Source organism: Salinisphaera hydrothermalis C41B8, from assembly GCF_000732535.1.
Taxonomy (GTDB): Bacteria; Pseudomonadota; Gammaproteobacteria; order Nevskiales; family Salinisphaeraceae; genus Salinisphaera; species Salinisphaera hydrothermalis.
Window position 1 is genome coordinate 35,839 of record NZ_APNK01000022.1, and the last position, 25,036, is coordinate 60,874.

General features: G+C 64.6%; 22 protein-coding genes. 15 read left to right on the forward strand and 7 right to left on the reverse strand.

Annotation, left to right across the window (positions count from 1 at the left end):
- The first annotated feature begins 13 nt into the window (after window positions 1-13).
- On the forward strand, window positions 14-700 hold the full coding sequence (locus tag C41B8_RS13260; RefSeq protein ID WP_037339066.1) for an OmpW/AlkL family protein: 687 nt from the start codon (window positions 14-16) through the stop codon (window positions 698-700).
- An 84-nt stretch (window positions 701-784) separates the two neighbouring features.
- On the opposite strand, the gene C41B8_RS13265 is transcribed toward C41B8_RS13260, so the two are convergent.
- Window positions 785-1,528: a helix-turn-helix domain-containing protein gene (locus tag C41B8_RS13265; protein WP_051883503.1), complete on the reverse strand. Its 744-nt coding sequence runs from the start codon at window positions 1,526-1,528 to the stop codon at window positions 785-787.
- A 193-nt stretch (window positions 1,529-1,721) separates the two neighbouring features.
- On the opposite strand from C41B8_RS13265, the gene cydD reads away from it, so the two are divergent.
- From cydD to C41B8_RS13290, 5 genes are read left to right on the forward strand one after another with little or no spacing between them, the layout of a single operon-like run.
- Complete coding sequence (gene cydD / locus C41B8_RS13270; protein WP_037339068.1) at window positions 1,722-3,470, forward strand: thiol reductant ABC exporter subunit CydD; 1,749 nt, start codon at window positions 1,722-1,724, stop codon at window positions 3,468-3,470.
- Complete coding sequence (cydC, locus tag C41B8_RS13275; protein ID WP_051883504.1) at window positions 3,467-5,245, forward strand: thiol reductant ABC exporter subunit CydC; 1,779 nt, start codon at window positions 3,467-3,469, stop codon at window positions 5,243-5,245. The genes cydD and cydC overlap by 4 nt, the downstream gene beginning before the upstream one ends.
- Window positions 5,246-5,289: 44 nt before the next feature.
- Window positions 5,290-6,870: a cytochrome ubiquinol oxidase subunit I gene (locus C41B8_RS13280; protein ID WP_037339071.1), complete on the forward strand. Its 1,581-nt coding sequence runs from the start codon at window positions 5,290-5,292 to the stop codon at window positions 6,868-6,870.
- Between the two features lie 3 nt (window positions 6,871-6,873).
- A complete protein-coding gene (gene cydB, locus C41B8_RS13285; protein ID WP_037339073.1) occupies window positions 6,874-8,007 on the forward strand; it encodes a cytochrome d ubiquinol oxidase subunit II in 1,134 nt (377 codons plus the stop codon).
- Window positions 8,008-8,016: 9 nt separating this feature from the next.
- Window positions 8,017-8,205 (forward strand): hypothetical protein, encoded by a 189-nt coding sequence (locus C41B8_RS13290; RefSeq protein ID WP_037339075.1) that lies wholly within the window; start codon window positions 8,017-8,019, stop codon window positions 8,203-8,205.
- 114 nt (window positions 8,206-8,319) lie between these two features.
- On the opposite strand, the gene C41B8_RS13295 is transcribed toward C41B8_RS13290, so the two are convergent.
- Window positions 8,320-8,877, reverse strand: a complete 558-nt coding sequence (locus tag C41B8_RS13295; RefSeq protein ID WP_037339077.1) for a YIP1 family protein — start codon at window positions 8,875-8,877, stop codon at window positions 8,320-8,322.
- A 156-nt stretch (window positions 8,878-9,033) separates the two neighbouring features.
- Here C41B8_RS13295 and C41B8_RS13300 point away from each other — a divergent pair, with 156 nt between their 5' ends.
- Both C41B8_RS13300 and C41B8_RS13305 read left to right on the forward strand, forming a co-directional pair.
- A complete protein-coding gene (locus C41B8_RS13300; RefSeq protein WP_051883505.1) occupies window positions 9,034-9,954 on the forward strand; it encodes a lipid kinase in 921 nt (306 codons plus the stop codon).
- Window positions 9,955-9,966: 12 nt separating this feature from the next.
- On the forward strand, window positions 9,967-12,144 hold the full coding sequence (locus C41B8_RS13305; protein WP_037339080.1) for an acetyl-CoA hydrolase/transferase C-terminal domain-containing protein: 2,178 nt from the start codon (window positions 9,967-9,969) through the stop codon (window positions 12,142-12,144).
- 9 nt (window positions 12,145-12,153) lie between these two features.
- Here the strand turns inward: C41B8_RS13305 and C41B8_RS13310 are convergent, their stop codons facing one another.
- Entirely contained in the window at window positions 12,154-13,230 is a 1,077-nt protein-coding gene (locus tag C41B8_RS13310) for a DUF5924 family protein (protein ID WP_232226074.1), read from the reverse strand.
- Between the two features lie 220 nt (window positions 13,231-13,450).
- Between C41B8_RS13310 and lipA the strand changes: the two genes are divergently transcribed.
- Both lipA and C41B8_RS13320 read left to right on the forward strand, forming a co-directional pair.
- Window positions 13,451-14,446 carry a lipoyl synthase gene (lipA, locus tag C41B8_RS13315; protein WP_037339082.1) on the forward strand — a complete coding sequence of 332 codons (996 nt, stop codon included), beginning with the start codon at window positions 13,451-13,453 and terminating at the stop codon, window positions 14,444-14,446.
- A gap of 114 nt (window positions 14,447-14,560) precedes the next feature.
- Window positions 14,561-15,016: a pyridoxamine 5'-phosphate oxidase family protein gene (locus tag C41B8_RS13320; protein WP_051883506.1), complete on the forward strand. Its 456-nt coding sequence runs from the start codon at window positions 14,561-14,563 to the stop codon at window positions 15,014-15,016.
- A gap of 42 nt (window positions 15,017-15,058) precedes the next feature.
- On the opposite strand, the gene hmpA is transcribed toward C41B8_RS13320, so the two are convergent.
- The gene (hmpA, locus tag C41B8_RS13325) at window positions 15,059-16,285 is read right to left on the reverse strand and encodes an NO-inducible flavohemoprotein (RefSeq protein ID WP_037339085.1); all 1,227 of its coding nucleotides are present in this window, start codon (window positions 16,283-16,285) and stop codon (window positions 15,059-15,061) included.
- Between the two features lie 78 nt (window positions 16,286-16,363).
- On the opposite strand from hmpA, the gene C41B8_RS13330 reads away from it, so the two are divergent.
- A complete protein-coding gene (locus C41B8_RS13330) occupies window positions 16,364-16,795 on the forward strand; it encodes an RrF2 family transcriptional regulator (RefSeq protein WP_037339088.1) in 432 nt (143 codons plus the stop codon).
- 55 nt (window positions 16,796-16,850) lie between these two features.
- Here the strand turns inward: C41B8_RS13330 and budC are convergent, their stop codons facing one another.
- From budC to C41B8_RS13345, 3 genes are all read right to left on the reverse strand, one after another.
- Complete coding sequence (gene budC / locus C41B8_RS13335) at window positions 16,851-17,621, reverse strand: meso-2,3-butanediol dehydrogenase (RefSeq protein ID WP_037339091.1); 771 nt, start codon at window positions 17,619-17,621, stop codon at window positions 16,851-16,853.
- Between the two features lie 129 nt (window positions 17,622-17,750).
- On the reverse strand, window positions 17,751-18,584 hold the full coding sequence (locus C41B8_RS13340) for an SAM-dependent methyltransferase (protein ID WP_037339094.1): 834 nt from the start codon (window positions 18,582-18,584) through the stop codon (window positions 17,751-17,753).
- 18 nt (window positions 18,585-18,602) lie between these two features.
- Window positions 18,603-19,460, reverse strand: coding sequence for a glycine/sarcosine N-methyltransferase (locus C41B8_RS13345; RefSeq protein WP_084188969.1), 858 nt, complete (start codon window positions 19,458-19,460; stop codon window positions 18,603-18,605).
- A gap of 252 nt (window positions 19,461-19,712) precedes the next feature.
- On the opposite strand from C41B8_RS13345, the gene C41B8_RS13350 reads away from it, so the two are divergent.
- The 4 genes from C41B8_RS13350 (at window position 19,713) to C41B8_RS13365 (ending at window position 24,997) form a co-directional block, all read left to right on the forward strand.
- Window positions 19,713-21,344, forward strand: coding sequence for an ATP-dependent DNA ligase (locus C41B8_RS13350; protein WP_037339098.1), 1,632 nt, complete (start codon window positions 19,713-19,715; stop codon window positions 21,342-21,344).
- 68 nt (window positions 21,345-21,412) lie between these two features.
- Window positions 21,413-22,321: a LysR family transcriptional regulator gene (locus tag C41B8_RS13355; RefSeq protein WP_037339101.1), complete on the forward strand. Its 909-nt coding sequence runs from the start codon at window positions 21,413-21,415 to the stop codon at window positions 22,319-22,321.
- Between the two features lie 202 nt (window positions 22,322-22,523).
- On the forward strand, window positions 22,524-23,948 hold the full coding sequence (locus C41B8_RS13360) for a gamma-aminobutyraldehyde dehydrogenase (protein ID WP_037339145.1): 1,425 nt from the start codon (window positions 22,524-22,526) through the stop codon (window positions 23,946-23,948).
- The gene (locus tag C41B8_RS13365; protein WP_198025189.1) at window positions 23,948-24,997 is read left to right on the forward strand and encodes an ABC transporter ATP-binding protein; all 1,050 of its coding nucleotides are present in this window, start codon (window positions 23,948-23,950) and stop codon (window positions 24,995-24,997) included. Before C41B8_RS13360 ends, C41B8_RS13365 begins: the two co-directional genes overlap by 1 nt.
- Window positions 24,998-25,036 lie beyond the last annotated feature (39 nt).

Below are 25,036 nucleotides of genomic sequence, written 5' to 3' on the forward strand. Positions count from 1 at the left end.
CAGGGAGTGCATCATGAACCAGAAGACCATCATCGGGGCCGGGGCCGGTTTGGCGCTTGCGCTGGGTATGACCGCGGCGAATGCCGCGCCGGCATGGCAAGCCGGCGATATCATCGTGCGTGGTGGCGCGACCTGGGTCGTGCCCGACGAGAAAACCCACGGCAAATCGGGGACACTGGCGCCGGCGTTGCAGGGGACTCACGTATCGGTCGGCAATGACGTCAAGCCCAGCGTGACGCTGGCTTATATGCTGACCGACCATATCGATGTCGAACTGCTGGGTGCCTGGCCGTTCAAGCACGACGTATCGCTGTCAGGCGGCGCGCTGGGCGGTACCCGCCTGGGCTCGATCAAGCACCTGCCGCCGACACTGAGCGTCGATTACCACTTCAATACCGGCACACCCTTCTCGCCGTATGTCGGGGTGGGCATGAACTACACGATCTTCTTCGATGAGCATGTCGACGACCAGGCCAAAGCGGCCGGTGTGACGAGCCTCGATCTGAGTAATTCGTTCGGCCCGGCCGCGCAGGTCGGCCTCGATTATCTGATCGGCGATCATTGGCTGGTGAATGCCAACGTGCGCTACCTGCAGATCGATACCAACGCCCATGTGCGAACCGCCGGCGGGGGGCGCACCAAGGTGAATCTCGACATCAACCCCTGGGTTTATACCGCCGCAGTCGGCTATCGGTTCTGACGCCTGGGGCGCCACGGTAGGGCGGGGCGATTCCGGATCGCGATTCGATGCGAACCGGCGCCGCCCGGCCCGGGATGGCGGTCGCTACTGGTCGGCCACCCAGGCCCCGCGCGCGGCCCAGTTTTCGAGTGCCGGAAAATCCAGAATCATCACGTCGGCGCGGTCGAGGGCAATAATATGTCGCTCCTGCAACCGGCGCAGTACGCGGCTGATGGTCTCGATACGCATGCCGAGGAAGTTCGCCAGATCGACCCGTTTCATCGACAAGCGAACCGGAGAGGCGTCCAGTCCCCGCATCTGGCGCCGTCGCGAGAGGCTGACCAGCAGGGTGGCGATCCGTCCTTCGCTACTCTTGCGGCCCAACGTGAGCAGCAGTTGCTCGTCGTCGGACAGCGCTTGGCTCATCAGCCGCATCAGCTGACGGCGCAGCCCCGGTACTTCGTCAACCAGATGATCAAGCTGTTCGAAGGGGATGCGACAGATCTGGCTGTCCTCGAGGGCTGTCGCGGTGCAGTGATGGACTTCATCGCCCAGACCGTCGAGGCCCAGCAGATCGCCGGGATAGTAGAACCCCATGATCTGTTCCAGGCCCTCGGCGTCGATCATCGAGGTTTTCAAGGCGCCCGATCCGACTGCATAGATCGCGGTCAGCGCGTCGCCCTGGTTAAACAGGTCCTTGCCGCGTGCAATCGGTATGCCTACATCCACCAGCGTTTCCAGCTTCTGGATGTCGTCGATTCCGAGCCCGTACGGCAGACACAGGTGTGCTAGCGAGCAACGGCCGCAGGCTTCCTGAACGTCATCGAGATGTCGAAAAGTGGCCGGCATGCCTGGCTCCACACGGTGTATTGCCGAACGATAATCCAACACTTTAACTAAAAAGTGCCGTATTACGGAGAAAGGTGGTGGACGATCATATTTAGAGCGGGACGAGTGGTTTGATCCAGATCAACGAGGTTGATCGGCTGACCAATTAGTGTGGCGGCGTTCGATTCGACCGGCGGCCGGACCGCCTAAATCAATGAGCCATTCTGCCGCCGTGTCCGTTCTGCCCTGGTTGAAAGCCAATCGCGACATCGTGCGCCGACCGGTGACGATCACCATCGGGCTGGGTCTGGCCGGCGGCGTATTGTTGATCGTGCAGGCGAGCGTGCTCGCGCATCTGGCCAATGCCGTGATTTTCGAGAGGGCGGCGTTGTCCGGGCTGGTCGGCTTGATGGCCGGCCTGGCGGCACTCGTGATCGTACGCGCTGTTCTGGTTTATCTCGCCCAGCAAAGCGCGTTCGCCGCCGGCCGCGGCATCAAGACCGAGATCCGGGCGCGGCTGGTCGCGCGCCTGGCCGAGCGTGGCATCGTCTGGCAGCGCAGCCAGGCGGCCGGCGATCTGGTCAACACGCTTTCCGATGGCGTCGAAGCGCTGGAAGCCTACTACGCGCGTTATCTGCCGCAGAGCGCGCTCGCGGCGTTGGTGCCGCTGGCGATTCTTGCCGTGATCGCCCCGATCGACTGGATTTCCGGGCTGATTCTGATCGTGACCGCGCCCCTGATCCCGGTATTCATGATTTTTATCGGGCGCGGCGCGGAAAAGCTCAACCAGCGCCAGTGGCAGCGCATGGGCGTACTGTCCGGGCATTTCCTGGACGCGCTGCAAGGGCTGACCACGCTCAAGCTGTTCAATCTCGGCGCTCGCGAGGCGCGCCTGATCGCGCGGCTGTCGGAGGAATATCGGGTGGCCACCATGCGTGTGCTGCGACTGGCATTCGTCTCGTCGCTGGTGCTCGAATTCCTGGCCACGGTCAGCATCGCCATGGTCGCCGTACTGATCGGTTTCCGCCTGCTCTGGGGCGATATCGGCTTCACCGACGGTTTTCTGGTGCTGCTGCTGGCGCCCGAGTTCTATCTGCCGCTGCGCAACATGGGCACGGTCTATCACGCGCGCATGGAAGCGATCGGCGCGGCCGAGGGCATTGTGGCGTTACTTGATGCCAGCGCCGAGCCGGATCGGGCGCCGGGCACGCGGCGGGACGGATTGGTCCCCGGCCGCGCTCCGGCGGTGGCGCTGTCCGGCGTGTCGTATGTCTATCCCAGCGGCACGGCGGCGCTGGCCGATCTGGATCTGACGATCGCCCCGGGCGAAACCGTGGCCGTCGTCGGCCCGTCGGCGGCCGGTAAGAGCACGCTGGCGCTGCTGTTGCTCGGCCTGCTCCAGCCGACGAGCGGGCGCATCACGGTCGACGGTATCGACCGGGCCACACTGGCGCCGGACTATTGGCAGCGTGGGTGTGCCTGGGTTCCGCAACAGCCGAGGCTGTTCCACGGCAGCGTGCGCGACAATCTCGTGCTCGGCGCGCCCGAGGCGACCGACGACATGCTCTGGCGGGCGCTGGAACGGGCCCAGGCGCGGGCGTTCGTCGCGGCGTTGCCGGACGGCCTCGAGACGCCGATCGGCGAACGCGGCCTGCGGCTGTCCGGCGGGGAGGCCCAGCGGCTCGCGATCGCCCGGGCGCTGGTGGCCGATGCGCCGTTCGTGGTGGTCGATGAGGCCAGCGCCCATCTGGACGCCCCCAACGAACAGGCGTTGACCGCCGCTCTTGGCGAGCTCGGCGCGGATCGCAGCCTGGTGGTGATCGCTCATCGGCTGGCGACCGTCCGTGATGCCGACCGGATCGTGGTGCTCGAGGCCGGCCGCGTGGCCGAAACCGGCCGCCACGACGAACTGCTTGCTGCCGGCGGCCGGTATGCCGCCATGCTCGAGCGCGTCGCACCATGAGCGATCTACGCTGGTGGCTGCAGCTGGCCCGGCCGTATCGCGGGGCGTTCGCGCTGGGGATCGCGCTCGGCATCGTGACCGTGGCGTCCAACATGGCATTGTTGGCGGTGTCCGGCTGGTTCATCGCCAGCATGGCGGTTGCCGGTCTGGCGGCGGCGGATATGAATTATTTCACCCCGGCGGCGGCTATTCGCGGCCTGGCGATCGCGCGTACCGGCGGGCGCTATCTGGAGCGCCTGGTGACCCACGATGCCACGCTCAAGCTGCTCACCGGGCTGCGCGTGTGGTTTTATCGGCAGGTCGAACCGTTATCGGCCAACCAGTTGTCGGGCCTGCGCGGCGGCGATCTGCTGGCTCGGGTTCGCGCCGATATCGACACCCTGAGCGCGGTTTATTTGCAGTTGATCCTGCCGGTCACGGTGGGCGTGGTTTGTGTCGCTGGCGCGGTCTGCGTCTGGGCGTGGTACAGCGTGGCGGTCGCGTTGACCAATCTGGCGCTGTTGATCGCCGCCGGTGGCCTGCTGCCCTGGTGGGTGGCCCGCGCCGGTCGTGCCCCCGGCGCGGCCTCGGTCGCGGTAGCGGCCCGGCTCAAGACCCAGCTTGTGGATATGGTCGAAGGCCTCGGCGAACTGGTCGTCTTCGGCGCGTTTACGGCGCGCGCACGCGAGATCGCCGAGCTGACCGAACAACATCTCGATGAACAGGCGCGCCTGTCGCGGCTGACCGGTCTGGGCCAGGCCGGCATTCTGCTGCTGACCAACGTCGCCGTACTGGCCTCGATCGGCCTGATCGTGCCCTCGATCCGATCTGGCGCGCTGGCGCCGGTGGATTTCGCCCCGGTGGTACTGCTGGTGCTGGCCAGCGTGGAGGCGGTGGCCCAGATGCCCGGTGCCTGGCAGGCGCTAGGCCAGCTACAGGCGACCACCCGGCGGCTGCGAGCCTTCGAGGCGCTGCACCCGGCCATCGTCGAACCCGAGACGCCACGTCCGGCACCGATGGATCACCGACTGATTTTCGAGCGTGTGTTCGTGCGACATGCGCCGGATGCGCCTTGGGCGTTGGCGGATGCAACGCTATCCATTGCGCCAGGCGAGCATGTGGCCGTCGTTGGCGCGAGCGGCGCGGGCAAGAGCAGCTTGGTGCATTTACTTACGCGTATGACGGTGCCCGAGCGCGGTACGGTGTACTGGGGCGGGGCGCCGGTGGCGGCCTATCGTAGCGCCGATCTGCGCGCGGCGATCGCGCTGGTGCCGCAACAGATCTATCTGTTCCATGCGTCGGTGGCCGACAACATCGCGGTCGGCGATCCGGACGCCGATGAGAACGCCATCATCTCGGCCGCAAAGGCCGCGGCGATCCACGACGAAATCATGGCGTTACCCGAGGGCTACGACACGCTGGTAGGCGAGGAAGGGCTGCGCCTGTCGGGCGGCCAGATCCGGCGTATTGGCATAGCCCGCGCGCTGCTGCGGGACGCTCCGGTCGTGATCATGGACGAACCCGGGGAAGGGCTCGACAGCGCTACGGCGGCCCGGCTATGGGCCGCGGCATCGCCGCGTCTGGCCGGGCGCACCCTGATTCTCGTCTCCCATCAGCCCGAATGGGTGGCGCACTGCCCGCGCGTAGTCGTGCTCGATCGCGGGCGGCTCGTGGGCGACGGCGCGCCCGGTGAGCTGGCTGACACCTGCGCTGAGTACCGTCGCTTGACCCACCCCGGGTATCGCCTTGATTCAGATCAACGGTCGACCCCTCGGGCCTCTTTAACCTTGCCGTGACCGGCTGCTGTCTGGCCGGGCCGCTTCGATCGGAGACGTGACCGATGCATTCCCTGGATACCGTTGTCGACTTATCGCGCTGGCAGTTCGCAGCCACCGTGCTCTACCACTTCATATTCGTGCCGCTCACGCTCGGGCTGAGCATGCTGCTGGCGACCATCGAGACGGTGTACGTCATCACCGGCCGAGCGATCTATCGCCAGATGACGCTGTTCTGGAGCAAGTTGTTCGCCATCAACTTCGCCCTCGGCGTGGCCACCGGGCTGACCATGGAGTTTCAGTTCGGCACCAACTGGTCGACTTACTCGCACTATGTGGGCGACATCTTCGGAGCGCCGCTAGCCATCGAGGGCCTGATGGCGTTCTTCCTCGAGTCGACCATGGTGGGTTTGATGCTGTTTGGCTGGGGCAAGCTCTCGCGCGGCAAGCATCTGCTGGTGACCTACATGGTCGCGCTCGGCTCGAACCTGTCGGCGCTGTGGATCCTGATCGCCAACGGCTACATGCAGTCGCCGGTGGGGTCCACGTTCAACCCGGCAACCATGCGCATGGAGTTGACCAGCTTCAGCAACCTGGTGTTCAACCCCGATGCCCAGGCCAAATTCGTGCATACCAGCATCGCCGGCTATCTGACGGCGGCGATGTTCGTACTCGGCATCAGCGCGTTCTACATGCTGCGCAAGCGCCATATCGAACTGGCCAAGCGCTCGTTCCGGGTGGCGGCCCTGTTCGGTATCTTTGCCAGCATTGCGGTGATCTGTCTGGGCGACGCGCTCGGCTTCATCAATGGCGCAGACCAGCCGACCAAGCTGGCGGCCATGGAAGGGCTGTGGAAAACCGCGCCGGCACCGGCGGGGTTCAACCTGATCGCCTGGCCGAATCAGGCCGAGCAGAAAAACGAGTTCGAGTTACAGATTCCGTATCTGCTCACGCCATTGGTCACGCACAGCTTCACTGAATCGATCCCGGGCGTGGATGCCCTGGAAAAACAGGCCGCGCAGCGCATTCGCAACGGCATTCCCGCACTGGTCGCGCTCAAGACGTTGCGTGAGCATCCGAACGACGCTGCCGCACTGGCTCAGTTCAATGCTCACAAGGCCGATCTCGGCTACGCGCGGCTGGTGCAGCGTTACGCGCCGGACGTCTCGAACGCCACCGGTGCCCAGATCCAAAAAGCCGCGGCGGATTCCATCCCGCCGGTGGCTCCCGTCTTCTGGAGTTTTCGGATTATGGTGGCGGCGGCGTTCCTGATGCTGGGCTTTTTGATTCTCGCGGTGAATTACTCGCTGCGCGGCACGATCGTCGACAAGCGCTGGTTCCTCAAAGTGGCGCCCTGGATGATCCCGGTCCCGTTTATTGCCAACGAGGCGGGCTGGCTGGTGGCCGAGCTGGGGCGTCAGCCCTGGACGGTCTACGAGCAGCTGCCGACCTGGATTTCGGCTTCGACGCATTCGGTCGGCTACATGATCTTCTCGCTGACCGGCTTCGTGCTGCTGTATTCGATCTTCATCGTCATCGAGATGTATCTGATGGTGAAGTACATCCGGCTCGGCCCGGACGACGATGGCCACGGCGCGACCGAATCGGCCACCCAACCCCGCGTGTCGCAGTGGAGCGAGGCATAAATCATGGAACTGTATGTCGTACTCAAACTGATCTGGTGGGCGCTGCTCGGCGTCCTGCTGATCGGCCTGGCCGTCATGGTCGGCATGGACATGGGGGTGGGCGCGGCCCTGCGTTATCTCGGGCGTAACGACGGCGAGCGCCGGGCGGCGATCAACATGATCGCCCCGCACTGGGATGGCAACCAGGTCTGGTTCATTCTCGGCGGCGGCGCGGTCTTTGCGGCTTGGCCGACGATCTATGCGACCGCTTTTTCCGGTTTGTATGTCGTCATGTTGCTTCTGCTGTGGGCGATGATCGTGCGGCCGCTCGGCTTCGAATATCGCAGCAAGATGCCCAGCATGGGCTGGCGCAATCTCTGGGACTGGTCGCTGTTCGTCTCCGGCGCGGTGCCGATGATCGTGTTCGGCGCGGCCATGGGGAACATGCTGGAAGGCGTACCGTTCCATTTCTCGTGGGACATGGTCTCGTACTACACGGGCAGCTTCATCACGCTGTTCAATCCGTTCGCGATTCTGTGCGGGCTCATGTCACTGGCGCTGGCGCTTTATCAGGGCGCGACCATGATCATGGGGCGCGGCGAAGGGGTGATTCGCGAACGCGCGATACGGCTGGCGACGGTCAGCGGGCCGGCTGCGCTGGTGCTGTTCACCATCGGCGGTCTATGGGTCATGTTCATGCATGGCTACGTCATCACCAGCGGCGCCGATCCGGCGGGGCCCGCGTTGCCGCTGAACAAGACGGTGACGCGCGAAGCCGGGGCGTGGCTCGCCAACTACGGCGCAGTTCCCGTGTTGTGGATCATTCCGGGGCTGGTCTATGCCGCGATCGCGGCCGGGGTCGTTGCGGCACGTCGCGGTGCTGCCATCGTGGCCTGGTGGGCAGGCGCCGTGGCCTGGGCCGCGACCATCAGCACGGTCGGGGCGGCGATGTTCCCGTTTCTCATGCCGTCATCCAGTAATCCCAGCCAGAGCCTGACCGTGTGGGATGCCTCGTCGAGCGCCGGCACGCTGGGCTGGATGCTGGTGTTCACGCTGATCTTCGTGCCGATCATCCTCGTCTACACCAGCTGGGCGTTCTACGTGATGCGCGGCAAGGTCACGCCGGCTTCGATCGAAAACGACGACCACGCCTACTAGGAGCGCGCCATGAAATCCGTATTGCAGTTCATCTTCTGGTTGCTCGTGGCCTTCGTGGCGTTGTTCCTGGCCATCGTGCTCGGCGAGCGCGGTGCCTGGTATCTGGCCTGGGTGCTGGGCACGGTGATGATCATCCTGATCGCCGTGGCCGGTACGGTCATGCTGGATGCGCGCTACGAGGACGATCCGCTCGAGTAAGAACGAAGGGGGAAGCGAGGGAGGGGAGAAAACGCCGGGCCAACGCCCGGCGTTTTTTATCACTCCGGCGTGAAAGTCTGGTCATGCCGGAGTGAGAGCGATCGACGGGTCGGATCAGACCGCGCCGCCACCGCCGGCGGGCGGGCCGCCCATGCCGTAGATGGCCGCGCCGCCGATCAACCAGGCGATCAGCAGCTGGATGACCCAGCCGATCACCACCACGCCGATCGCGCGCCAGGTGTTGTCGTAATCCAGGGCCTGGCGCACCGCGACGATCATGGCCACCAGCATCCAGATCGATACCACCAGGGCGATCAGGCCGCCAAGAACGGGGATGATCTCGAACAGACGCAGCAGTCCCGGCGAGGCCGCAAAGCCCATGGTGCGCAGCAGCTGGCCGATATTGGCTTCGGTCTGGGCCTGCGGCAGCATTTTCGTGCCGACGAACCAGACGATGACGGCCCAGATCACCCAGCCCAGCAGCGCGCCGACCAGCGCCAGGATCAGGCCGCCGAAGCCGGCATGGCCAAGCGCGCCGATGCCGGCGGCAATCGAGGCGAGAATGACGACGCCGGCGGCCTGTCCGGTGGCGTTGCTGTCGTGTTCGACTTCTTCGTAGATCGGCGCCTCGAGTTTGGCGGCGCCGACCATGCGTTCAATGAATCCACTCATGCGATGGTCTTGGTTTGCGTGAACTCGCGACAGCGTGGCGTAAACAAGCGTTGAAGACCAGCCGGGGTCCGGCATGACGCCGGTCAATATCCATGCAAATGCTGATTGCTCTGCCCGCGACAGCCGCTTACGCTAATGGAACACATCTCAATTAGGGTGATTAGGCTGCGCGCTCTACTGCTTATCAACCGCGAATCGCGCCAGGGCGAGGCCAATGCGCAGAACGCGGTCGAACATCTGGCCGCGCGTGATGTGGATGTCGTCGAGGGGCGTTTCGACGACCCCGACGATGTGCCCGCCGAAATTCGACGACATGCCGATGACGTCGACGTGGTGGTGCTCGGCGGCGGTGACGGGACGCTCAATCTGGCCTCGAAGGCGATGATGGAGTGCGGTAAGCCGATGGCCGTGTTGCCGTTGGGCACAGCCAACGATTTCGCCCGCACGCTGCTCATTCCCACCGATCTGGCGGCGGCCTGCGACAACGTCGTCGACGGCGTGGATTACGGCATCGATCTCGGCCAGTGCAACGACGTGTATTTCCTCAACGTAGCCAGTATCGGGCTGGCTGTGCGGGCCTGTGAATATCGCTCCGACACCGCCAAGAAATGGTTCGGCTCGCTGGGCTATGCTTCCAACGTCTTCTCGGCGGTGCGCGATACCGAGCCTTTCAGCGCGGAAGTCCGCTTCAACGGTCGTCGCGAACGCTTGCAGTCGATCCAGATCGCGGTCGGTAACGGCCGTTATTTCGGAGGCGGCATGGCCGTATCCAGCGATGCCGCGCTGGATGACGGGCGGCTCGATCTGTACAGCCTCAAGCCACAGCCGTTGTCGTCGTTGATCGCGATGCTGCCGGGGCTGATGCGCGGGCCGCACAAGGCCATGCAGGGCGTGCAGCTGTTCGAGAGCACGGAATTCGAACTCCGCACCGAACAGCCGATGGATATCAATACCGACGGCGAACTGCTCACGGCGACACCCGCCACGTTTCGCGTGCTGCCGCGCGCCCTGACGGTCAAGGTGCCGCAGGCCTATCTCGACCGCTACGGCAGCGGCAAGTCGGCTTCGGCCGCGTAGCGGAGCTGGGCCGTGGCGCTTGCCCCGAAGCAATTCACCGACGCCGAGGCGCTCGTTGACTGGCTGATCGCGCGTGTCGGCCCCAGCCTGCGTGTGGGCGCGCCGCTGGGGCTCGGCAAGGCCGCCACGCTCATGAATGCGCTGTATCGCCGGGCCTGCGCCGATCCGTCGATCGATCTGACCTTCATTACCGCCCTGTCGCTGGATGTGCCGGCGCCGTCCAGCGATCTCGAACGACGTCTGATGGACCCGATCGTCGAGCGCGTGTTCGGCGATTATCCGGGGCTGGATTATTTACGCGATCTTCGGCGCGGCGCGCTGCCCGACAATATCACCGTGTCGGAATTCTTCTTCCAGCCCGGGGCCATGCTCGGCAACAGCGATGCCCAGCGCCACTATCGCTCGGTGAACTACACTCACGCCGGGCGCGAATTGATGAACGCCGGCGTGAACGTGCTCATGCAGATGGTGGCGCCGGGTACGCACGACGACGAGATCTCGTTGTCGTGCAATACCGATGTCACGCTCGATCTGCTGCCGGTGGTCGAGCGTATGCGCGAGGCCGGCGATGCGCCGTTGGTTGTCGCTCAGATCAATCGCCGGCTACCGACGATGACGCGCAGCGCGCTGGTGTCGAAGCAACGGTTCGATGCGGTGTTCGAAGGCGAGGCCGCCGATTTCAAGCCGTTCGGCGCGCCGGCCGCACCGGTGCCGGACGCCGATTATGCGATTGCCGCTCGTGTGGCTGCGCTGGTGCCCGATGGCGGTACGCTGCAGATCGGTATCGGCAGTCTGTCCGATGCCATCGCCTACTGTCTGTCGCTGCGGCATAACGACAACGCGCGGTATCGACGCCTGATCGGGCGCATGCCGGCCGGGGCCGCCGAAAAGACGCTCGTGGATCGCTATGCCGGCCGCGAGGTGTTCCAGCGTGGGCTGTATGGCTGTACCGAGATGCTGGTGGACGCCTATCTGCATCTGCATCGGGCCGGCGTGATCAAGCGCGCCGTGTATGCCGATCTGACCGTGCAGACCCTGCTCAACGCGGGCGCCATCGACGATGACGTCGGGCCGCGCACGTTGACCGCGCTATTGGATGCCGGCGCGATCCGGGCCGAGCTGAGCGCCGCCGATGTCGACTATCTGAAATCCATCGGCGTTTTCCATTCGGCGGTGGCCTGGTCTGACGACCACCTCAGCGCCGGCGACAACGAACCGCGCATGGCGCCGAATCTGGCCGATCGGGCGGCGCGCAGCGAGATCGAAGCCCGCTGCCTGGGCACGCATCTGGCCGGGCCGACGCTCGTGCACGGCGGTTTCTTCCTCGGCCCGAACGATTTCTATCAACGCCTGCGCGATCTCGACCCCGATACGCGCGAGCGTTTCCATATGACCAGCGTCGGCGCGATCAATCATCTTTACGGCGATGAGCCGTTGAAACGGGCCCAGCGCCACCACGCACGCTTCGTGAATACCGCGCTCAAGGCCTCGCTCGACGGCGCGGTCGCCTCGGATGGACTGGAATCCGGGCAGGTCTTGTCGGGCGTCGGCGGCCAGTACAACTTTGTGGCCCAGGCACAGGAGCTCGAGGGCGCGCGCTCGATTCTGTGCCTGCGCGCCGTCCGCTCCGGGCCGCGCGGGCCCGAGTCCAATATCGTGGCGCGCTATGGCTACAACACGATCCCGCGCCACCTGCGCGATATCGTCGTGACCGAATACGGCGTGGCCGATCTACGCGGCAAGACCGATGAAGACGTCGCCGTCGCCCTGATCGAGATCGCCGACGCCCGTTTTCAGGACGAACTGCGGGCGTCCGCCATCGCCGCCGGCAAACTGTCGTCGCGCTATCGCATTCCGCCGGCCGCCCGGGGCAACACGCCGGCGGCAGTGCACGGCTGGTTGACGCCGGATCGCGATGAGGGGCTGTTTCCGCCATATCCCTACAGCTGTGATTTCACCGAGACTGAGCTGGCACTGATCGGCGCGCTCCGGCCGCTGGGTTCGGCGACGCCGCTACGCCTGGCGGGCATCTTCGCCCGCAATGCACCGAAACTGGCACGCCATCACGCCGCGGCCGCGCCGTATCTCGAACGCATGAATCTGGCGGCGCCCAAAAACCGACGCGAGCGCTGGCAGGCGCGGCTGGTGACCCTCGCGCTGCTGGAGTCGGGCGCCCTCGGGCGCGATTGAGTCTAGCCGTCAGTGGCCCGGGCCGACCGTGAACCGCTCCGCGCCGATCAGCTGACCGTCGTCGGTGACGACCGCCACCCGCCAGTGCCCGGCCGGATGCGCGCCGAGCGATGTCTTGTGACTCCAGGTACGAAAGCCGTTCTTGCGGGTGCCGCCCCGGATCTGTAGCGGTATCCGGCTGACCACCTGGCCGTCGTGCGACCAGACATGGAACACTTTCTGGTGCAGCCCGCGTGGCGCCTTGATGGCCGAAAACGCATACAGCCCGTTGGCCTGCAGCTGGGCCACCGTGAAGTGATCCCGGTCCGGACCCGGCTCGCGATGAGCCACGTCCATCTGCGTGGTGATGGCCATATGCCTGGCGCTGAGCGTGGCCGGCGGAATCCAGAAGCGCGCCGCCCACGCGCCGGCACCGAGCGCCAGCGACAGGCCCGCCAGTACAAACCAGCGCGACCAGTGGCGTGCCTGCAGTACGTCATTGAAGCTGGGCAGAGCGCATACCCCCATCACCGCCGACGCCAGCGCGATCGAGTCGCCCGTGGTCAGCGACAGGATGATCGGCCCGCCGGCCAGAATAGCGGCAAATAGCGTGAAGGCGTGATAGCCCAGAAACAGCCAGCGTCGAGGGGCGATCACCTCGTAATACAGCGGATCGATGGCCGAGGCCACGGCCGCCACGATTAAAAGTCCGGTGAAAAAGCACTGTGGCGACAGCCAGGTGGTGGTGACCAGGAAGAACGGCAGTACGAAGAACAGGGTTTCCTGATGCAGTGCCTGCGCCGCATAGCGCACCAGGATCTGTGGCACGCGTTCGCCCACGAAGCGCGCGAGAATACGGCATAGCAGGCCTTCGAACAGCAATGCCAGCCAGCCGAGCAGCATGAGCGCGGTCAGCCACTGGGCCAATGCGTTCTGGCGCTGGATGAGGAAGTAACTGCCCAGGCCGATGGCGAACGAGGCCAGCGGCACCAGCCGTCTGAAGCGATAGGCAAGGCGCCCCGCGCGGCTGTTCATCACGCGCTCGATCAGCTGATCGGTGCGGTTCGCCGGGGCCGGGGTTTCAAGCGCGGGATCAGGGGTCGACACGTGCGGCGTGAACTCGGTAGCAGGCGTAACGGGCAACAGCGCATCATAGCAGTGCGGCGTGGCTGCAACGGCTAACGCAGCGCGTGCGTAGACAGGCTCGGTTAAGCGAGGCAATCGAGCGCCGATGGCGCCCGTTTCGGGAGGTCGTTCAACCGGCCAAGCGTATCGGCGAGTGTTACCATCGGCGTCCGATCGATAACCGTCGGACCGGATCGAGCATATGAGCGAGTTCAAGGGTATTCCGGTAATCACCGGAACCAAGGTCAGCAAACCCAACGGCACCCGTGCCATCAAGAACGGCATGAAGGCCTCCAAGAAGGCGGCCGCGGTGCCGATCGGGCGCAAGCCGGACTGGCTGCGCGCGCGCCTGCCCTCGGGCGGCGAGTACGGCAAGGTCAAGGAGAACGTGCGCCAGCACAAGCTGGCCACGGTCTGCGAGGAATCGATGTGTCCGAACATCGGCGAATGCTGGACCCACGGTACCGCCACCATCATGATCATGGGCGATACCTGTACGCGTGCGTGCAAGTTCTGCGCGGTGGATACCGGCAACCCGCATGGCTGGCTGGATGCCGACGAGCCCGAGCACTGCGCCGACTCGGTCGAGATCATGGGCCTGAACTACATCGTGCTCACCTCGGTGGACCGCGATGATCTGCCCGACGGCGGCGCGCAGCACTACGCCGACTGCGTGAAGGCGATCAAGCGCCGGACGCCGGACACCCGCGTGGAAGCGCTGGCGCCGGATTTTCGCGGCGTGAAAGCCCACGTCGAAACGGTGGTGGACTCGGGCCTCGAGGTTTTCGCCCAGAACGTTGAAACGGTGAAGCGCCTGACGCACGTCGTGCGCGATGCGCGTGCCGGTTATCAGCAGACGCTGGACGTGCTGGCGCACGCGAAAAAACACAATCCGGAAGTCCTGACCAAGACCTCCGTAATGCTCGGCCTCGGAGAGACCGAGGACGAAATCGCCGAGACCCTCGACGATCTCGCCGCCATCGGCGTCGATATCGTCACTTTCGGCCAGTATCTGCGGCCGACCGTCAATCATCTGCCGATCGATCGCTACGTACCGCCAGACGACTTCAAGAAGTACCGGCAGTGGGGCCTGGCCCGCGGCTTCATGGAAGTTGTCTCCGGCCCGCTGGTGCGCAGCTCCTATCGCGCCGACCGCGTGTTCGACAAGAACAACGCCGGGCTGGACGAAACCGCCTGATCGGCTTCGCATGATGGGCGGCTTGATCTCGATCAACGCCGCGAGAGCCGTTTTTCCTACGATGAATACGTCGGCTCTTTCGTATGGAGTCGACGCGGTTCAGGAGATTGTGGGATGGCATCGGAGCAAGGACGGCTCACGGAACTCGACGACGCCACGTGTCGCCAGTTGCTGGCATCACATCGCGTGGGCCGAATCGCGATCAATGGCGAGCCGAGTCCCGAGGTGTTGCCGGTCGATTACGTGCTGCGTGACGACGGGTTGATCTTCCATACCGGGCTTGGCGCCAAGCAGGAAGCGGCCGTCCGCGGTCAGCCTGCAACGTTCCAGATCGACGGCGTGGACGCCGCGCGGCGATCGGGCTGGAGCGTGATGGTGCGAGGCCGGCTCGTTCTCACCGAGGAGCTCGAATCGCCAAATCTGCCCGAGCCGATGCCCGGCGGGGAACGGCCCTACGTCGTCCATCTGTCGATCGACGACATCAGTGGCCGTCGCATCCCGCCGGATCGTGGCTGGGTGATGCCCGGCCGAGTCTGGCACGGGCAGGATGCGACCGATTTGATGGGCTAAGGATCCCGGCGCGGCGCCGGGATCGGCGATCGGTATCGTTCTTTAGGCTGCCAGCGACGCGGCCGGGCCGAAGAACTCGTAGTGCACCGCGTCGTCGGGTGCGCCGCGATCGCGCAGCAGCCCGCGTACGTGCGCCATCATTGGCTGCGGCCCGCAGAAGTAATACTCGGCGGGCGCGCTGCCGACCAGCCGGTCGAGCAAGCCGGCCTCGATATAGCCTTTGCTGGCCGGGGCGGCGGTTGCGTCCACGTCGCCGGCGGCGGGCTGGTCGTAGCAGACATGCACCTGCAATCGCGGATGCTGTTCGGCCAGCGCGTCGATTTCGTCGGCAAACGGCCGCCGGGCGCGATCGCGAACGGCCTGGATTAGAACGACCGGGCGTTCGCCGGGCTCGGCCAGGGCGGCATGCAGCATCGACAGCAGCGGCGTGATGCCGATACCGCCAGCCAGGAAGACCAGAGGCCGGACCGGATCGGCGGGCAGATTGAGGGTGAATTCGCCGCACGGCGGGCTGACCAGGATGTGATCGCCGACGTCGAGACGCTGGTGCGCGAAGCTCGAGAACACGCCGCTCGGCGCATCGGCTGTCGCGGCGGTTTCATGCTTGATGCTGATCCGGTAATACGGCGTGCCCGGTGCGTTCGATAGGCTGTAGTTGCGTGGCTCGGCGCCATCGTCTGGGTCGCTCGGGCGCACAGCGACGTAACGCCCCGGCGCGTGATCGGCCAGTGGTCTGCCGTCGGCCGGAGCCAGATGCAGCGACACCACATCGTGCGCCACGTGCTCGCGATCGGTAACGACGAACGGTTTGAAACCGGCCCAGCCGTGCTGGTTCTCCTGCGCGACATAGATCTGGCGCTCACGCTCGATGAACAGGTCGGCGAGCTCGCCGTAGGCCACCGCCCAGGCGTCGATGATGTCGTCGGTGGCCGCGTCGCCGAGCACCTCGCGGATCGAAGCCAGCAGATGTTCGCCCACGATCGGATAGTGTTCTGGCGCGATGCCCAGCGAGGCGTGTTTTTGCGCGATCAATTCCACAGCGCCGGCCAGCGCGGCCGGATTGTCGATGTTCGCGGCATAAGCACAGACCGCGTCGGACAGTGCTTTTTGTTGTTTCCCGCTGCGCTGGTGAGCCGGGTTGAAGTAACGCCGGACTTCCGGGTTGTGCTCGAACATCCGGGCATACATATGCCGGGCGAGCTGTTCGCCGTATTGCTGTAGGACGGGCACGGTCTGTTTGATAACCGCGATCTGTTCGCGACTGGGCATCCTTTCTCTCCTGCTTAAATCGGTATGTGATTTACCGCTTTAAAAGAAGTATATTGAATACTTATTTGGAAGCCAAGCATGCAGCTCACCACCCACACCGATTATTCGCTGCGCCTTCTGATTTATCTGGCGGTTCGCGATGACGATCAGCCGGTGCAGGTCGGCGACGTGGCCGCGCGCTACGGCATTTCGGCCCATCACATGGCCAAGGTGGCGCAGACGCTGGTGCAGCTCGGCTATATCCACAGCTATCGCGGTCGGGGTGGCGGGGTTGCGCTGGCCATGGCGCCGGCGCGGATCAATATCGGTGCCGTCGTGCGCCAGACCGAAAGCTTCAAGCTGTTGGAGTGTTTCGGGCCGGGCTCGACCTGTCCGATCGACCCGGCATGCCGGTTGAAGCAGGCGCTGGGCGAGGCCCAGCAGGCGTTCGTCCAAGTGCTCGATGCTTATACGCTCGAGCAGATCGCTGCCAATGGCGCGGAGTTGCGCGCATTGCTCGGCGGGACATGAAAAAGCCCCGGCGCCATGCAGCGACCGGGGCCATCGTACGTCGTGTCGTTGCCGATCAGCCGAGCGCGGGCTGGCCGTTCGAGGCCGACAGGCCGCCGTCGACCGGCAGGTTCACGCCGTTGACGAAGCGCGCGTCGTCGCTGGCCAGGAACACGATCACGTCGCCGACTTCCTCGGGTTCGGCGCCGCGCCCCATCGGGATGCGTTCGGCGAACTTGGCCATGAGGTCGTCTTTTTCGAACATGTCGTCGGTCAACTCCGAACGGGTCAGGCTCGGGCAGACCGCGTTCACGCGCACGCCGGTGGTCGCATAATCGAGCGCGACCGCGCGCGTGAAGTTGCTGACCGCACCCTTGCTGGTGTTATAGGTGGCGAAGTTCCAGTCGCCGCCGAGGCCGGATACGGACGAGGTGTTGACGATACAGCCGCCGGATTCCTGCAGATGCGGCATGGCCGCGCGGGTGCAATGGAACACGCCGTCGACGTTGATCGCCATGACGCGCTTCCAGTCGTCGTCGGAAACTTCGGCAATCGGCCCGCCCGAGGCCACGCCGGCATTGTTGACCAGCACATCGAGCCGGCCGAAGCGGTCGATCACGGCCTGGAAGAGTGCATCGACCTGCTGAGCGTCGGATACGTCGGCGGCGTGAATCATCAGCTTGTTCTTGTCCGCCACTTCGCCGAGCAGCGTCTCGAGTTTCTCGCGCGTGCGCCCGACCAGCACCACGTTGGCGCCTTCGGCGGCGAAGCGCTTGACGGTGGCGGCGCCGATGCCGGAGCCGGCGCCAGTGACGACGACGGTCTTGCCGGAGAATCGTTCAGTCATGCGTTTATCCTTAGTCGATAAAAAAGCGCCGCCGGCTGGGCCGGGCGGCGCTTAAAGCCAGTGATCGGGACTATGACGCGTTGGGCGTCACAACCCAAATCCGGGCCGATACGGAGTGACGATATCCGCTCAGTTTTCGAACACCATGATGCCCCAGGCCAGGCGGCCGGCCGAGCCGGCCTCGACCCAGTGTTGCAGGCCTTTCTTCATATTCGACACATAGCGCTCGGAGATATGACCGTTGAGCTCGCTGCGATGGGCGTCGAGCTCGCGGTGAATCCGGTCATAGTGGCGTGGCACCTGCTCGGTATGATCCTCGAACGTCCGCTCGGTCAGGCCGCGCCGGGTCAGCTGTTCGCGATAGAAGCCCGGCGAGCCCATGGTCTCGAGCTGAATGCGGTCGAGTACCGGCTGCAGCGCATCCGGCGATACGTCGTCGGCGGACATCGGATCGGTGAACACGAATACGCCGCCCGGCTTGAGTACGCGGACCACTTCATCGAGTACCCGCCGCCGGTTGCCGGAATGCAGGATGGCGTCCTGCGACCAGACCACTTCGAAGCTGTCGGCCTCGTAAGGGATGTCTTCGAAATTGCCGTCGACGATGGTGACCTTGTCCTCCAGTCCTCGTTCGTCGATCTGCCGGCGGCCGCGTTCGTTCTGGACTTCGGACAGGTTCAGTGACACCACATGGGCGCCGTAGTGCTCGGCGACATAGCAGGCCGAGCCGCCATAGCCGCCGCCGATATCCAGCACGCGCGTGTCGCGACCGAGCTTGTCGGCGACCAGTTCGGCCATGCGGGCGACGGTGCGGCGGCTGGCTTTCAGCACCGGTTCGTCGTCGGACTTGTACAGCCCGATATGGATATCCTCGCCGCCCCAGAGCCGGGAATAGAACGTATCGGCGTCGCTGCTGTTGTAATAATTCTGGGCGGTCTTCACCGCCGTGGAATATTCGCTCATCGGTTGTCCCCCCTCGGTTTATTCGCTGACGTCGTCGTCTTCATCAGCCGAGAGATAGCTCTTCTCGGCGACGTGGATGAAGAAATCCGGGTCGTCCTCGCGATAGCTCGATTGGAAATCGCCGTAGGTCGTCACGCGCTGGAAACCGACCTGGTGCATCAGGTCGTGCACGTAGGCCTTGCGCAGCGGGAACATGTTGAGGTGGTAGACGGAGCCATCGTCCGAGAACTCGTAGCGGAAGCGTGCCAGGCCGTCGTCGACATGCTCCGGCTGGGCGGATACCCCTTCGCCGCAGTAGTAGAACTTGTGGCTCGGGCCGCCGGTCTTGCCGTCGAGCAGGGCATCGTAGTTGCGCTGGTCGAGGATGAGGATGCCGTCGTGCTTGAGCATCGAGTAGAACTCGGCCAGCGTGCGGCGGCGGTCGTGTTCGTTGAAGATATGGGTGAAGGAGTTGCCGAGGCAGATGATGGCGTCGTAGCGGCCGACCAGATCGCGGCTCATCCAGCGCCAGTCGCTGTGTACGGTCTTGAGAATGAAGCCGCGCTCACGGGCGTTGTCGAAGGCTTTGGTGAGCATCTGCGGACTGCCGTCGACGCTGGCGACTTCGAAGCCGGCGCGCAGCAGCTGGACGGAGTGGAAGCCGGTGCCGCAAGCTGCATCGATGACGGTTTCGCAGCCGTAGTGCTTGAGCACATCGATGAAAAAACTGCCCTCGCTGGCAGCGCGGCCGTCCCAGTCGATCAGGTCGTCCCAGCGTTCGACGAAATCGTGGACGTATTCGTGTTGGTAGTGGTCGGTTTCGCGGATTTCGGTCGGCGTGTCGCCGAAGTCCTGCGTGCGTTGAAACATCGGGTCGGCGGTCGAGCCGCTACTCATACGCATATCCTTTTGTTGCAGCCGTTGCTGCGCTTTGGGCGCCGGCCACAAGCTCTTCAAATGGATCGCCTCCACCCTAGTCAGAGTTACGGATGAACTTCAATTTGGCTTGTACGCAAGATATCGCGGATTGTCTGCGTCCGATGTCCTGTAAGGCAGCTAAGCCAAGGCCCGGGGCGATCCATGTATTTTTTGTGACGGCGTTGTAATCGTCGGCGGAAGCGCGTCGATCTGCGCAAATCGAGTGGGCTAATGCGCCGATTCACTGAGTTGTACACACATCTGGACGCCACCACGGCGACCCACCCGAAAGTTGCCGCCATGCGCGATTATTTCGCCGCGGCGCCGCCGGCCGACGCGGCCTGGGCGGTCTCGTTTCTGTGTGGCCGCCGGATCAAGCGGCTGATCCCCGGAACGCGGCTTCGGGAATGGGTTGCCGAGGCGATCGGCATGCCGATGTGGCTGGTCGAGGAAAGTTATTCGGCGGTCGGCGACTCCGCCGAGACCATGACGCTGCTGCTCGACGAGATCGAGGCCGGCGATGCCGGGCTGGATGTGCCGCTGCATGCGTGGGTCGAAAATCGTATCCTGCCGCTGAAGGATCTCGACGAGAGCGAACAGAAAGCCCGTCTGCTCGGCTATTGGCGCGAGTTGCCGACCGATGCGCGCTTCACGCTCAACAAGCTGTTGACCGGCGCGTTCCGGGTCGGTGTGTCGCGCCGACTGGTCACGCGGGCCCTGGCCGAAGTGGCCGATATCGAGCCCGCCCGGGTGGCGCATCGGCTAATGGGGCGCTGGCAGCCCACGCCCGAATTCTTCGAACGGCTCGTCGACCCGGCCGATCGGGGTGAGGACGCGGCGCAGCCGTATCCGTTCTTCCTTGCTTCGCCGATCGAGAACGCGCCGATCGAGTCGATCAGCGAGCTCGGGCCCGTGGCCGACTGGCAGGCTGAATGGAAATGGGACGGCATTCGCGCCCAGATCATCCGTCGGGCCGGGGAATGTCATATCTGGTCGCGTGGTGAAGATCTCATGGAAGGCCGGTTCCCCGAGCTGGAAGCCGCCGCGGCCGCGTTGCCGAACGGCTCGGTGCTCGATGGCGAGATCCTGGCCTGGGTCCCCGGCGAGGCCTTGCCCCTGCCATTCGCCCGGCTGCAACGCCGCATCGGCCGGCTCAAGCCCTCGGCCAACATGCAGAAAAAGCATCCGGTACGGTTTTTCGCCTATGACCTGATGGAATATGAAGGCGCCGATATCCGCGAACGCCCGCTGGAAGAGCGGCGGGCCCTGCTGGCCGACGCGCTTGCGGGTATCGATGAGCGCATTGCGCTGTCGGAACATCTGGCCGCGAACTCCTGGGACGAACTGGCCGCTCTGCGCGAGCGCTCGCGCGAATTTGCGACCGAAGGCTTCGTGCTCAAGCGGCGCGGCTCGCCCTATCGGGTCGGGCGCGTACGCGGCGACTGGTGGAAATGGAAGGTCGATCCCTATGCGATCGACGCCGTGCTGCTGTATGCCCAGCCCGGTTCCGGCCGGCGCTCGAATCTGCTGACCGACTATACGTTTGCGGTCTGGGACGGCGACGAACTCGTCCCGTTCGCCAAGGCCTACTCCGGACTGACCGACAAAGAGATCCGGCAGGTCGATTCGTGGATTCGCAAAAACACAAAAGAGCGCTTCGGCCCGGTGCGTTCGGTGACGCCGTATCATGTCTTCGAGCTGCACTTCGAGGGCATCCAGGCCTCGAACCGACATAAATCCGGGATTGCCGTGCGTTTTCCGCGTATCGCGCGCTGGCGCACCGACAAGCCGCTGGCGGAGGCGGATACGCTGGACAACGTGAAGGCCTTGCTGCCGCCCAACGAACGCGCCGACCTCGGTTGAGTTAGACGCGCCCGCACGGTCGGGCCGGTTCCGGTTAGCATCGTCGCTCAACCGAGCGGAATCGGCCGATGAGTTTTTCTTTCCAGCAACTGCGTTATTTCGTTGCCGTGGCCGAGCAGGGCTCGATCTCAGGCGCGGCGCGCGAACTGTTTGCCTCGCAGTCGACCATTACCGAGGCGATCAAGGCGCTGGAATCCGATCTCGGGGTGACGCTCGTGCAGCGCCATGCGCGCGGCATGGCGCTGACGCATCGCGGGCATACGTTCCTGCGCCATGCCCAGCGCATTCTCGCCGAGGTCAGCCATGCGCGTTCGACGTTCACCGCGGGGCGCCAGCGTATTACCGGCACGCTCAACCTCGGCGTGACATCGCTGGTGGCCGGCTATGCGCTGCCCGAGCTGCTGGCGCGCTATCGACGCGCGTTTCCGGCCACGGCCGTTTCGGTGTATGAAGACAGCCCGGAATATCTCGAGCATTTCCTGCTGGGCGGCGAGCTCGACGTGGCGCTGTTGTTTCTCTCGGCCCTCAACGAGCCGTCGGCGTTCAACAGCGAAGTGATCAAACGCTATCCGTTCCGGCTCTGGGTGCCGGTCGGGCATCGCCTGGCCGAGGAAGGACGGGTCCAGCGGTCGCGGCTGGCCGACGAGCATTATGTGCTGCTCGATCTGGACGAAATCCGGGCCTCGACCGAGTCGCTCTGGCGCGACATGCGCCAGACGCCCCGCATCGCCTATCGCACGACCTCGGTGGAAGCGGTGCGCAGTCTGGTGGCCACCGGCGCCGGGGTGTCGGTTTTGCCCGATCTGATGTATCGCCCCTGGTCGCTGGAAGGCGACCGCATCGGCGTGGCCGAACTGGTCGACGGCCTGGCGCCGGTGGCAGTGGGTGTCGTCTCCCGGCGCGGCACGCAACTTTCCGCAGCCGCTGCGGCCTTCGTCGAAATGGCGCTGGAGAAGACCTCGCTGCGTCAGGGGTAGCCTTTCGACGAATGCGCTCGCTCACAGGCTATTGTCGCGTCGAAGGTTTCGGTTTTACCGATAATGCATTTCTATTTTTTGTTATTGCGATAGCGGGGCCGCTGTGTAAATACTCGAATCAACCCGGATTGACGTCGGCGATGCCGGCTGATCCGCGATCATTCGAGGAGGGCACACCATGCAGCAGGGCGGCGACCATTCGATTCCGACCGCGCTTCTGATCGGCGACCAGCACGTCGCCGGGCAGGGCGAGGCCGAGACCATTCTCAACCCGTTTACGGGCATGGCGATCGGCGAGGTGCCGGAAGCCACGCCGAGCCAGCTCGATGCCGCGGTTGCGGCGGCGCGCGGCGCGTTCGACACGTGGTCGCGGAGCACGCCGGGCGCGCGTTCGGCGGCGCTGCTGGCGCTGGCTGACACCATCGAAAAACATGCCGACGAGTTCGTCCGGCTGGAAGCCCTGAACTGCGGCAAGCCGGCCCACATCGTGGCCGCCGAGGAAGTGCCGGCCACGGCCGACGTGATTCGGTTCTTCGCCGGCGCGGCGCGTTGTCTATCGGCGAGCGCGGCCGGCGAATACATGGCCGGTTATACCTCGATGGTCCGGCGTGATGCCGTGGGTGTGATCGGCTCGATCGTGCCCTGGAACTATCCATTGATGATGGCCGCCTGGAAGTTCGCCCCGGCGCTGGCCGCGGGCAACACCGTGGTGCTCAAGCCCTCGGAACAGACGCCGTTGACCGCGCTGCTGCTGGCTAAAGTTGCGGGCGAGGCGCTGCCGGCCGGCGTGCTCAATATCGTCACCGGACGCGGCGAGACGATTGGCGCGCGGCTGGTCGATCATGCCGGCATCGACATGGTGTCGCTGACCGGTGATGTCGCCACCGGCAAGAAGATTCTGGCCGCGGCCTCCAAGAGCGTGAAGCGTACCCATCTGGAGCTGGGCGGCAAAGCGCCCGTGGTGGTGTTCGACGACGCCGATCTGGACGCCGTGGTGGAAGGTGTCCGCACCTTCGGCTACTTCAACGCTGGCCAGGATTGCACCGCCGCCTGTCGCGTCTACGCCGGTCCGAAAATCTACGACAAGCTGGTGGCCGATCTGTCGTCGGCGGTGTCGGGCATTGCTTACGGCAAGGCCGAGGACAGCGCCAACGAAATCCCGCCGCTGATCTCGGCGCGCCAGCGCGATCGGGTGGCCAGCTTCGTCGAGCGGGCCGCGGAACTGCGCCATACCGAGATCACCGCCGGCGGCCGTGCGGCCGATGGTGACGGCTTCTTTTATCAGCCGACCGTGATTGCCGGTGCGCTGCAGGACGACGAAATCGTGCGCCGCGAAGTGTTCGGGCCGGTCGTCTCGGTCACGCGCTTCGACAACGACGAGCAGGCGATCGCCTGGGCCAACGATTCGAACTATGGCCTGGCGTCGTCAGTCTGGACGGCGGATGTCGGCCGGGCGATGGATGTATCGGCGCGCATGCGCTATGGCTGCACCTGGGTGAATTGCCACTTCATGCTCTGCAACGAAATGCCTCATGGCGGCATCAAGCAGTCCGGTTACGGCAAGGACATGTCGATGTACTCGCTGGAGGACTACACGGCCGTCCGGCACGTCATGGTCAAGCATTGATGAACGATTCCGCCTCCGCCATCCAGACTCCCGCCATGGCCGACAGCATCGTCCGCCTGGCCGGTGTCGGCAAGACGTTCGGCCCGGCCGTGGCGGTGGAAAAACTCGATCTCGATATTCGGCGCGGCGAGTTCTTTACGTTGCTTGGACCGTCGGGTTCGGGCAAGACCACGACCTTGCGCATGATCGCCGGCTTCGAGCAGCCGAGCTTCGGACGGATCGATATCGACGGGCGTGATGTCACGAAAATTGCGCCCTACGATCGCGATATCAACACGATTTTTCAGGACTATGCGCTGTTCCCGCATATGAGCGTGGCCAAGAACGTCGCCTACGGGCTGCAGGCCAAGCGGGTGAACAAGCGCGAGATCCCGCAGCGTGTGGCCGAAGCGCTACGCGCCGTTCGCCTCGAGAATTACGGCGAGCGCAATCCGGCCCAGCTGTCCGGCGGCCAGCGTCAGCGCGTCGCACTCGCCCGGGCGATCGTCAATCGGCCGCGGGTGCTGTTGCTGGATGAGCCGCTCGGTGCGCTCGATCTCAAGCTGCGTCAGGAGATGCAGCATGAGTTGAAGCGGATCCAGGCCGAGGTCGCGATTACGTTCATCTACGTGACGCACGACCAGGAAGAAGCGCTGACCATGAGCGATCGCATCGCCGTGTTCAATGAGGGGCGCATCGAGCAGATCGGCGATCCGGTCACGCTCTACGAACGGCCGGCGAGCGAATTCGTGGCCAATTTCGTGGGGACGTCGAATCTCATCGAGCGCGGTGGCACGCGCTATGTGCTGCGCCCCGAAAAGATCCGGCTGGCGTTGAACGCAGCGGACTTCGAAGCCGCGGGCCGGCAGGTCGAGCCGGGCCGCGTCGAGTTCAAGGAATTCGTGGGCATGTTTGCCCGCTATACGGTCGTCCTCGATGCCGGTGAACGGGTCGTGGTGACCGAACAGAATCTGCCGGGCCACTCGGTTTTCGACCGCGTGGCTACGGGGGACGCCGTGCAGGTGGCATGGCACCGGGACAGCCTGTATGTGTTTGGTCCCGCTGTATGATGGTTCAACGTTAACGCCAGAGTTCAAAGCGATCTTATG

What these genes read in the sequence shown, in the direction of transcription:
- hmpA (WP_037339085.1), bottom strand. Translation starts at nt 16,285, where the DNA reads ATGCCCAGTCGCGAACAGATCGCGGTTATCAAACAGACCGTGCCCGTC.
- cydB (WP_037339073.1), top strand. Translation starts at nt 6,874, where the DNA reads ATGGAACTGTATGTCGTACTCAAACTGATCTGGTGGGCGCTGCTCGGC.
- cydC (WP_051883504.1), top strand. Translation starts at nt 3,467, where the DNA reads ATGAGCGATCTACGCTGGTGGCTGCAGCTGGCCCGGCCGTATCGCGGG.
- C41B8_RS13340 (WP_037339094.1), bottom strand. Translation starts at nt 18,584, where the DNA reads ATGAGCGAATATTCCACGGCGGTGAAGACCGCCCAGAATTATTACAAC.
- C41B8_RS13365 (WP_198025189.1), top strand. Translation starts at nt 23,948, where the DNA reads ATGAACGATTCCGCCTCCGCCATCCAGACTCCCGCCATGGCCGACAGC.
- budC (WP_037339091.1), bottom strand. Translation starts at nt 17,621, where the DNA reads ATGACTGAACGATTCTCCGGCAAGACCGTCGTCGTCACTGGCGCCGGC.
- C41B8_RS13295 (WP_037339077.1), bottom strand. Translation starts at nt 8,877, where the DNA reads ATGAGTGGATTCATTGAACGCATGGTCGGCGCCGCCAAACTCGAGGCG.
- C41B8_RS13345 (WP_084188969.1), bottom strand. Translation starts at nt 19,460, where the DNA reads ATGAGTAGCGGCTCGACCGCCGACCCGATGTTTCAACGCACGCAGGAC.
- C41B8_RS13280 (WP_037339071.1), top strand. Translation starts at nt 5,290, where the DNA reads ATGCATTCCCTGGATACCGTTGTCGACTTATCGCGCTGGCAGTTCGCA.
- C41B8_RS13350 (WP_037339098.1), top strand. Translation starts at nt 19,713, where the DNA reads ATGCGCCGATTCACTGAGTTGTACACACATCTGGACGCCACCACGGCG.
- lipA (WP_037339082.1), top strand. Translation starts at nt 13,451, where the DNA reads ATGAGCGAGTTCAAGGGTATTCCGGTAATCACCGGAACCAAGGTCAGC.
- C41B8_RS13265 (WP_051883503.1), bottom strand. Translation starts at nt 1,528, where the DNA reads ATGCCGGCCACTTTTCGACATCTCGATGACGTTCAGGAAGCCTGCGGC.
- C41B8_RS13290 (WP_037339075.1), top strand. Translation starts at nt 8,017, where the DNA reads ATGAAATCCGTATTGCAGTTCATCTTCTGGTTGCTCGTGGCCTTCGTG.
- C41B8_RS13330 (WP_037339088.1), top strand. Translation starts at nt 16,364, where the DNA reads ATGCAGCTCACCACCCACACCGATTATTCGCTGCGCCTTCTGATTTAT.
- C41B8_RS13260 (WP_037339066.1), top strand. Translation starts at nt 14, where the DNA reads ATGAACCAGAAGACCATCATCGGGGCCGGGGCCGGTTTGGCGCTTGCG.
- C41B8_RS13320 (WP_051883506.1), top strand. Translation starts at nt 14,561, where the DNA reads ATGGCATCGGAGCAAGGACGGCTCACGGAACTCGACGACGCCACGTGT.
- cydD (WP_037339068.1), top strand. Translation starts at nt 1,722, where the DNA reads ATGAGCCATTCTGCCGCCGTGTCCGTTCTGCCCTGGTTGAAAGCCAAT.
- C41B8_RS13355 (WP_037339101.1), top strand. Translation starts at nt 21,413, where the DNA reads ATGAGTTTTTCTTTCCAGCAACTGCGTTATTTCGTTGCCGTGGCCGAG.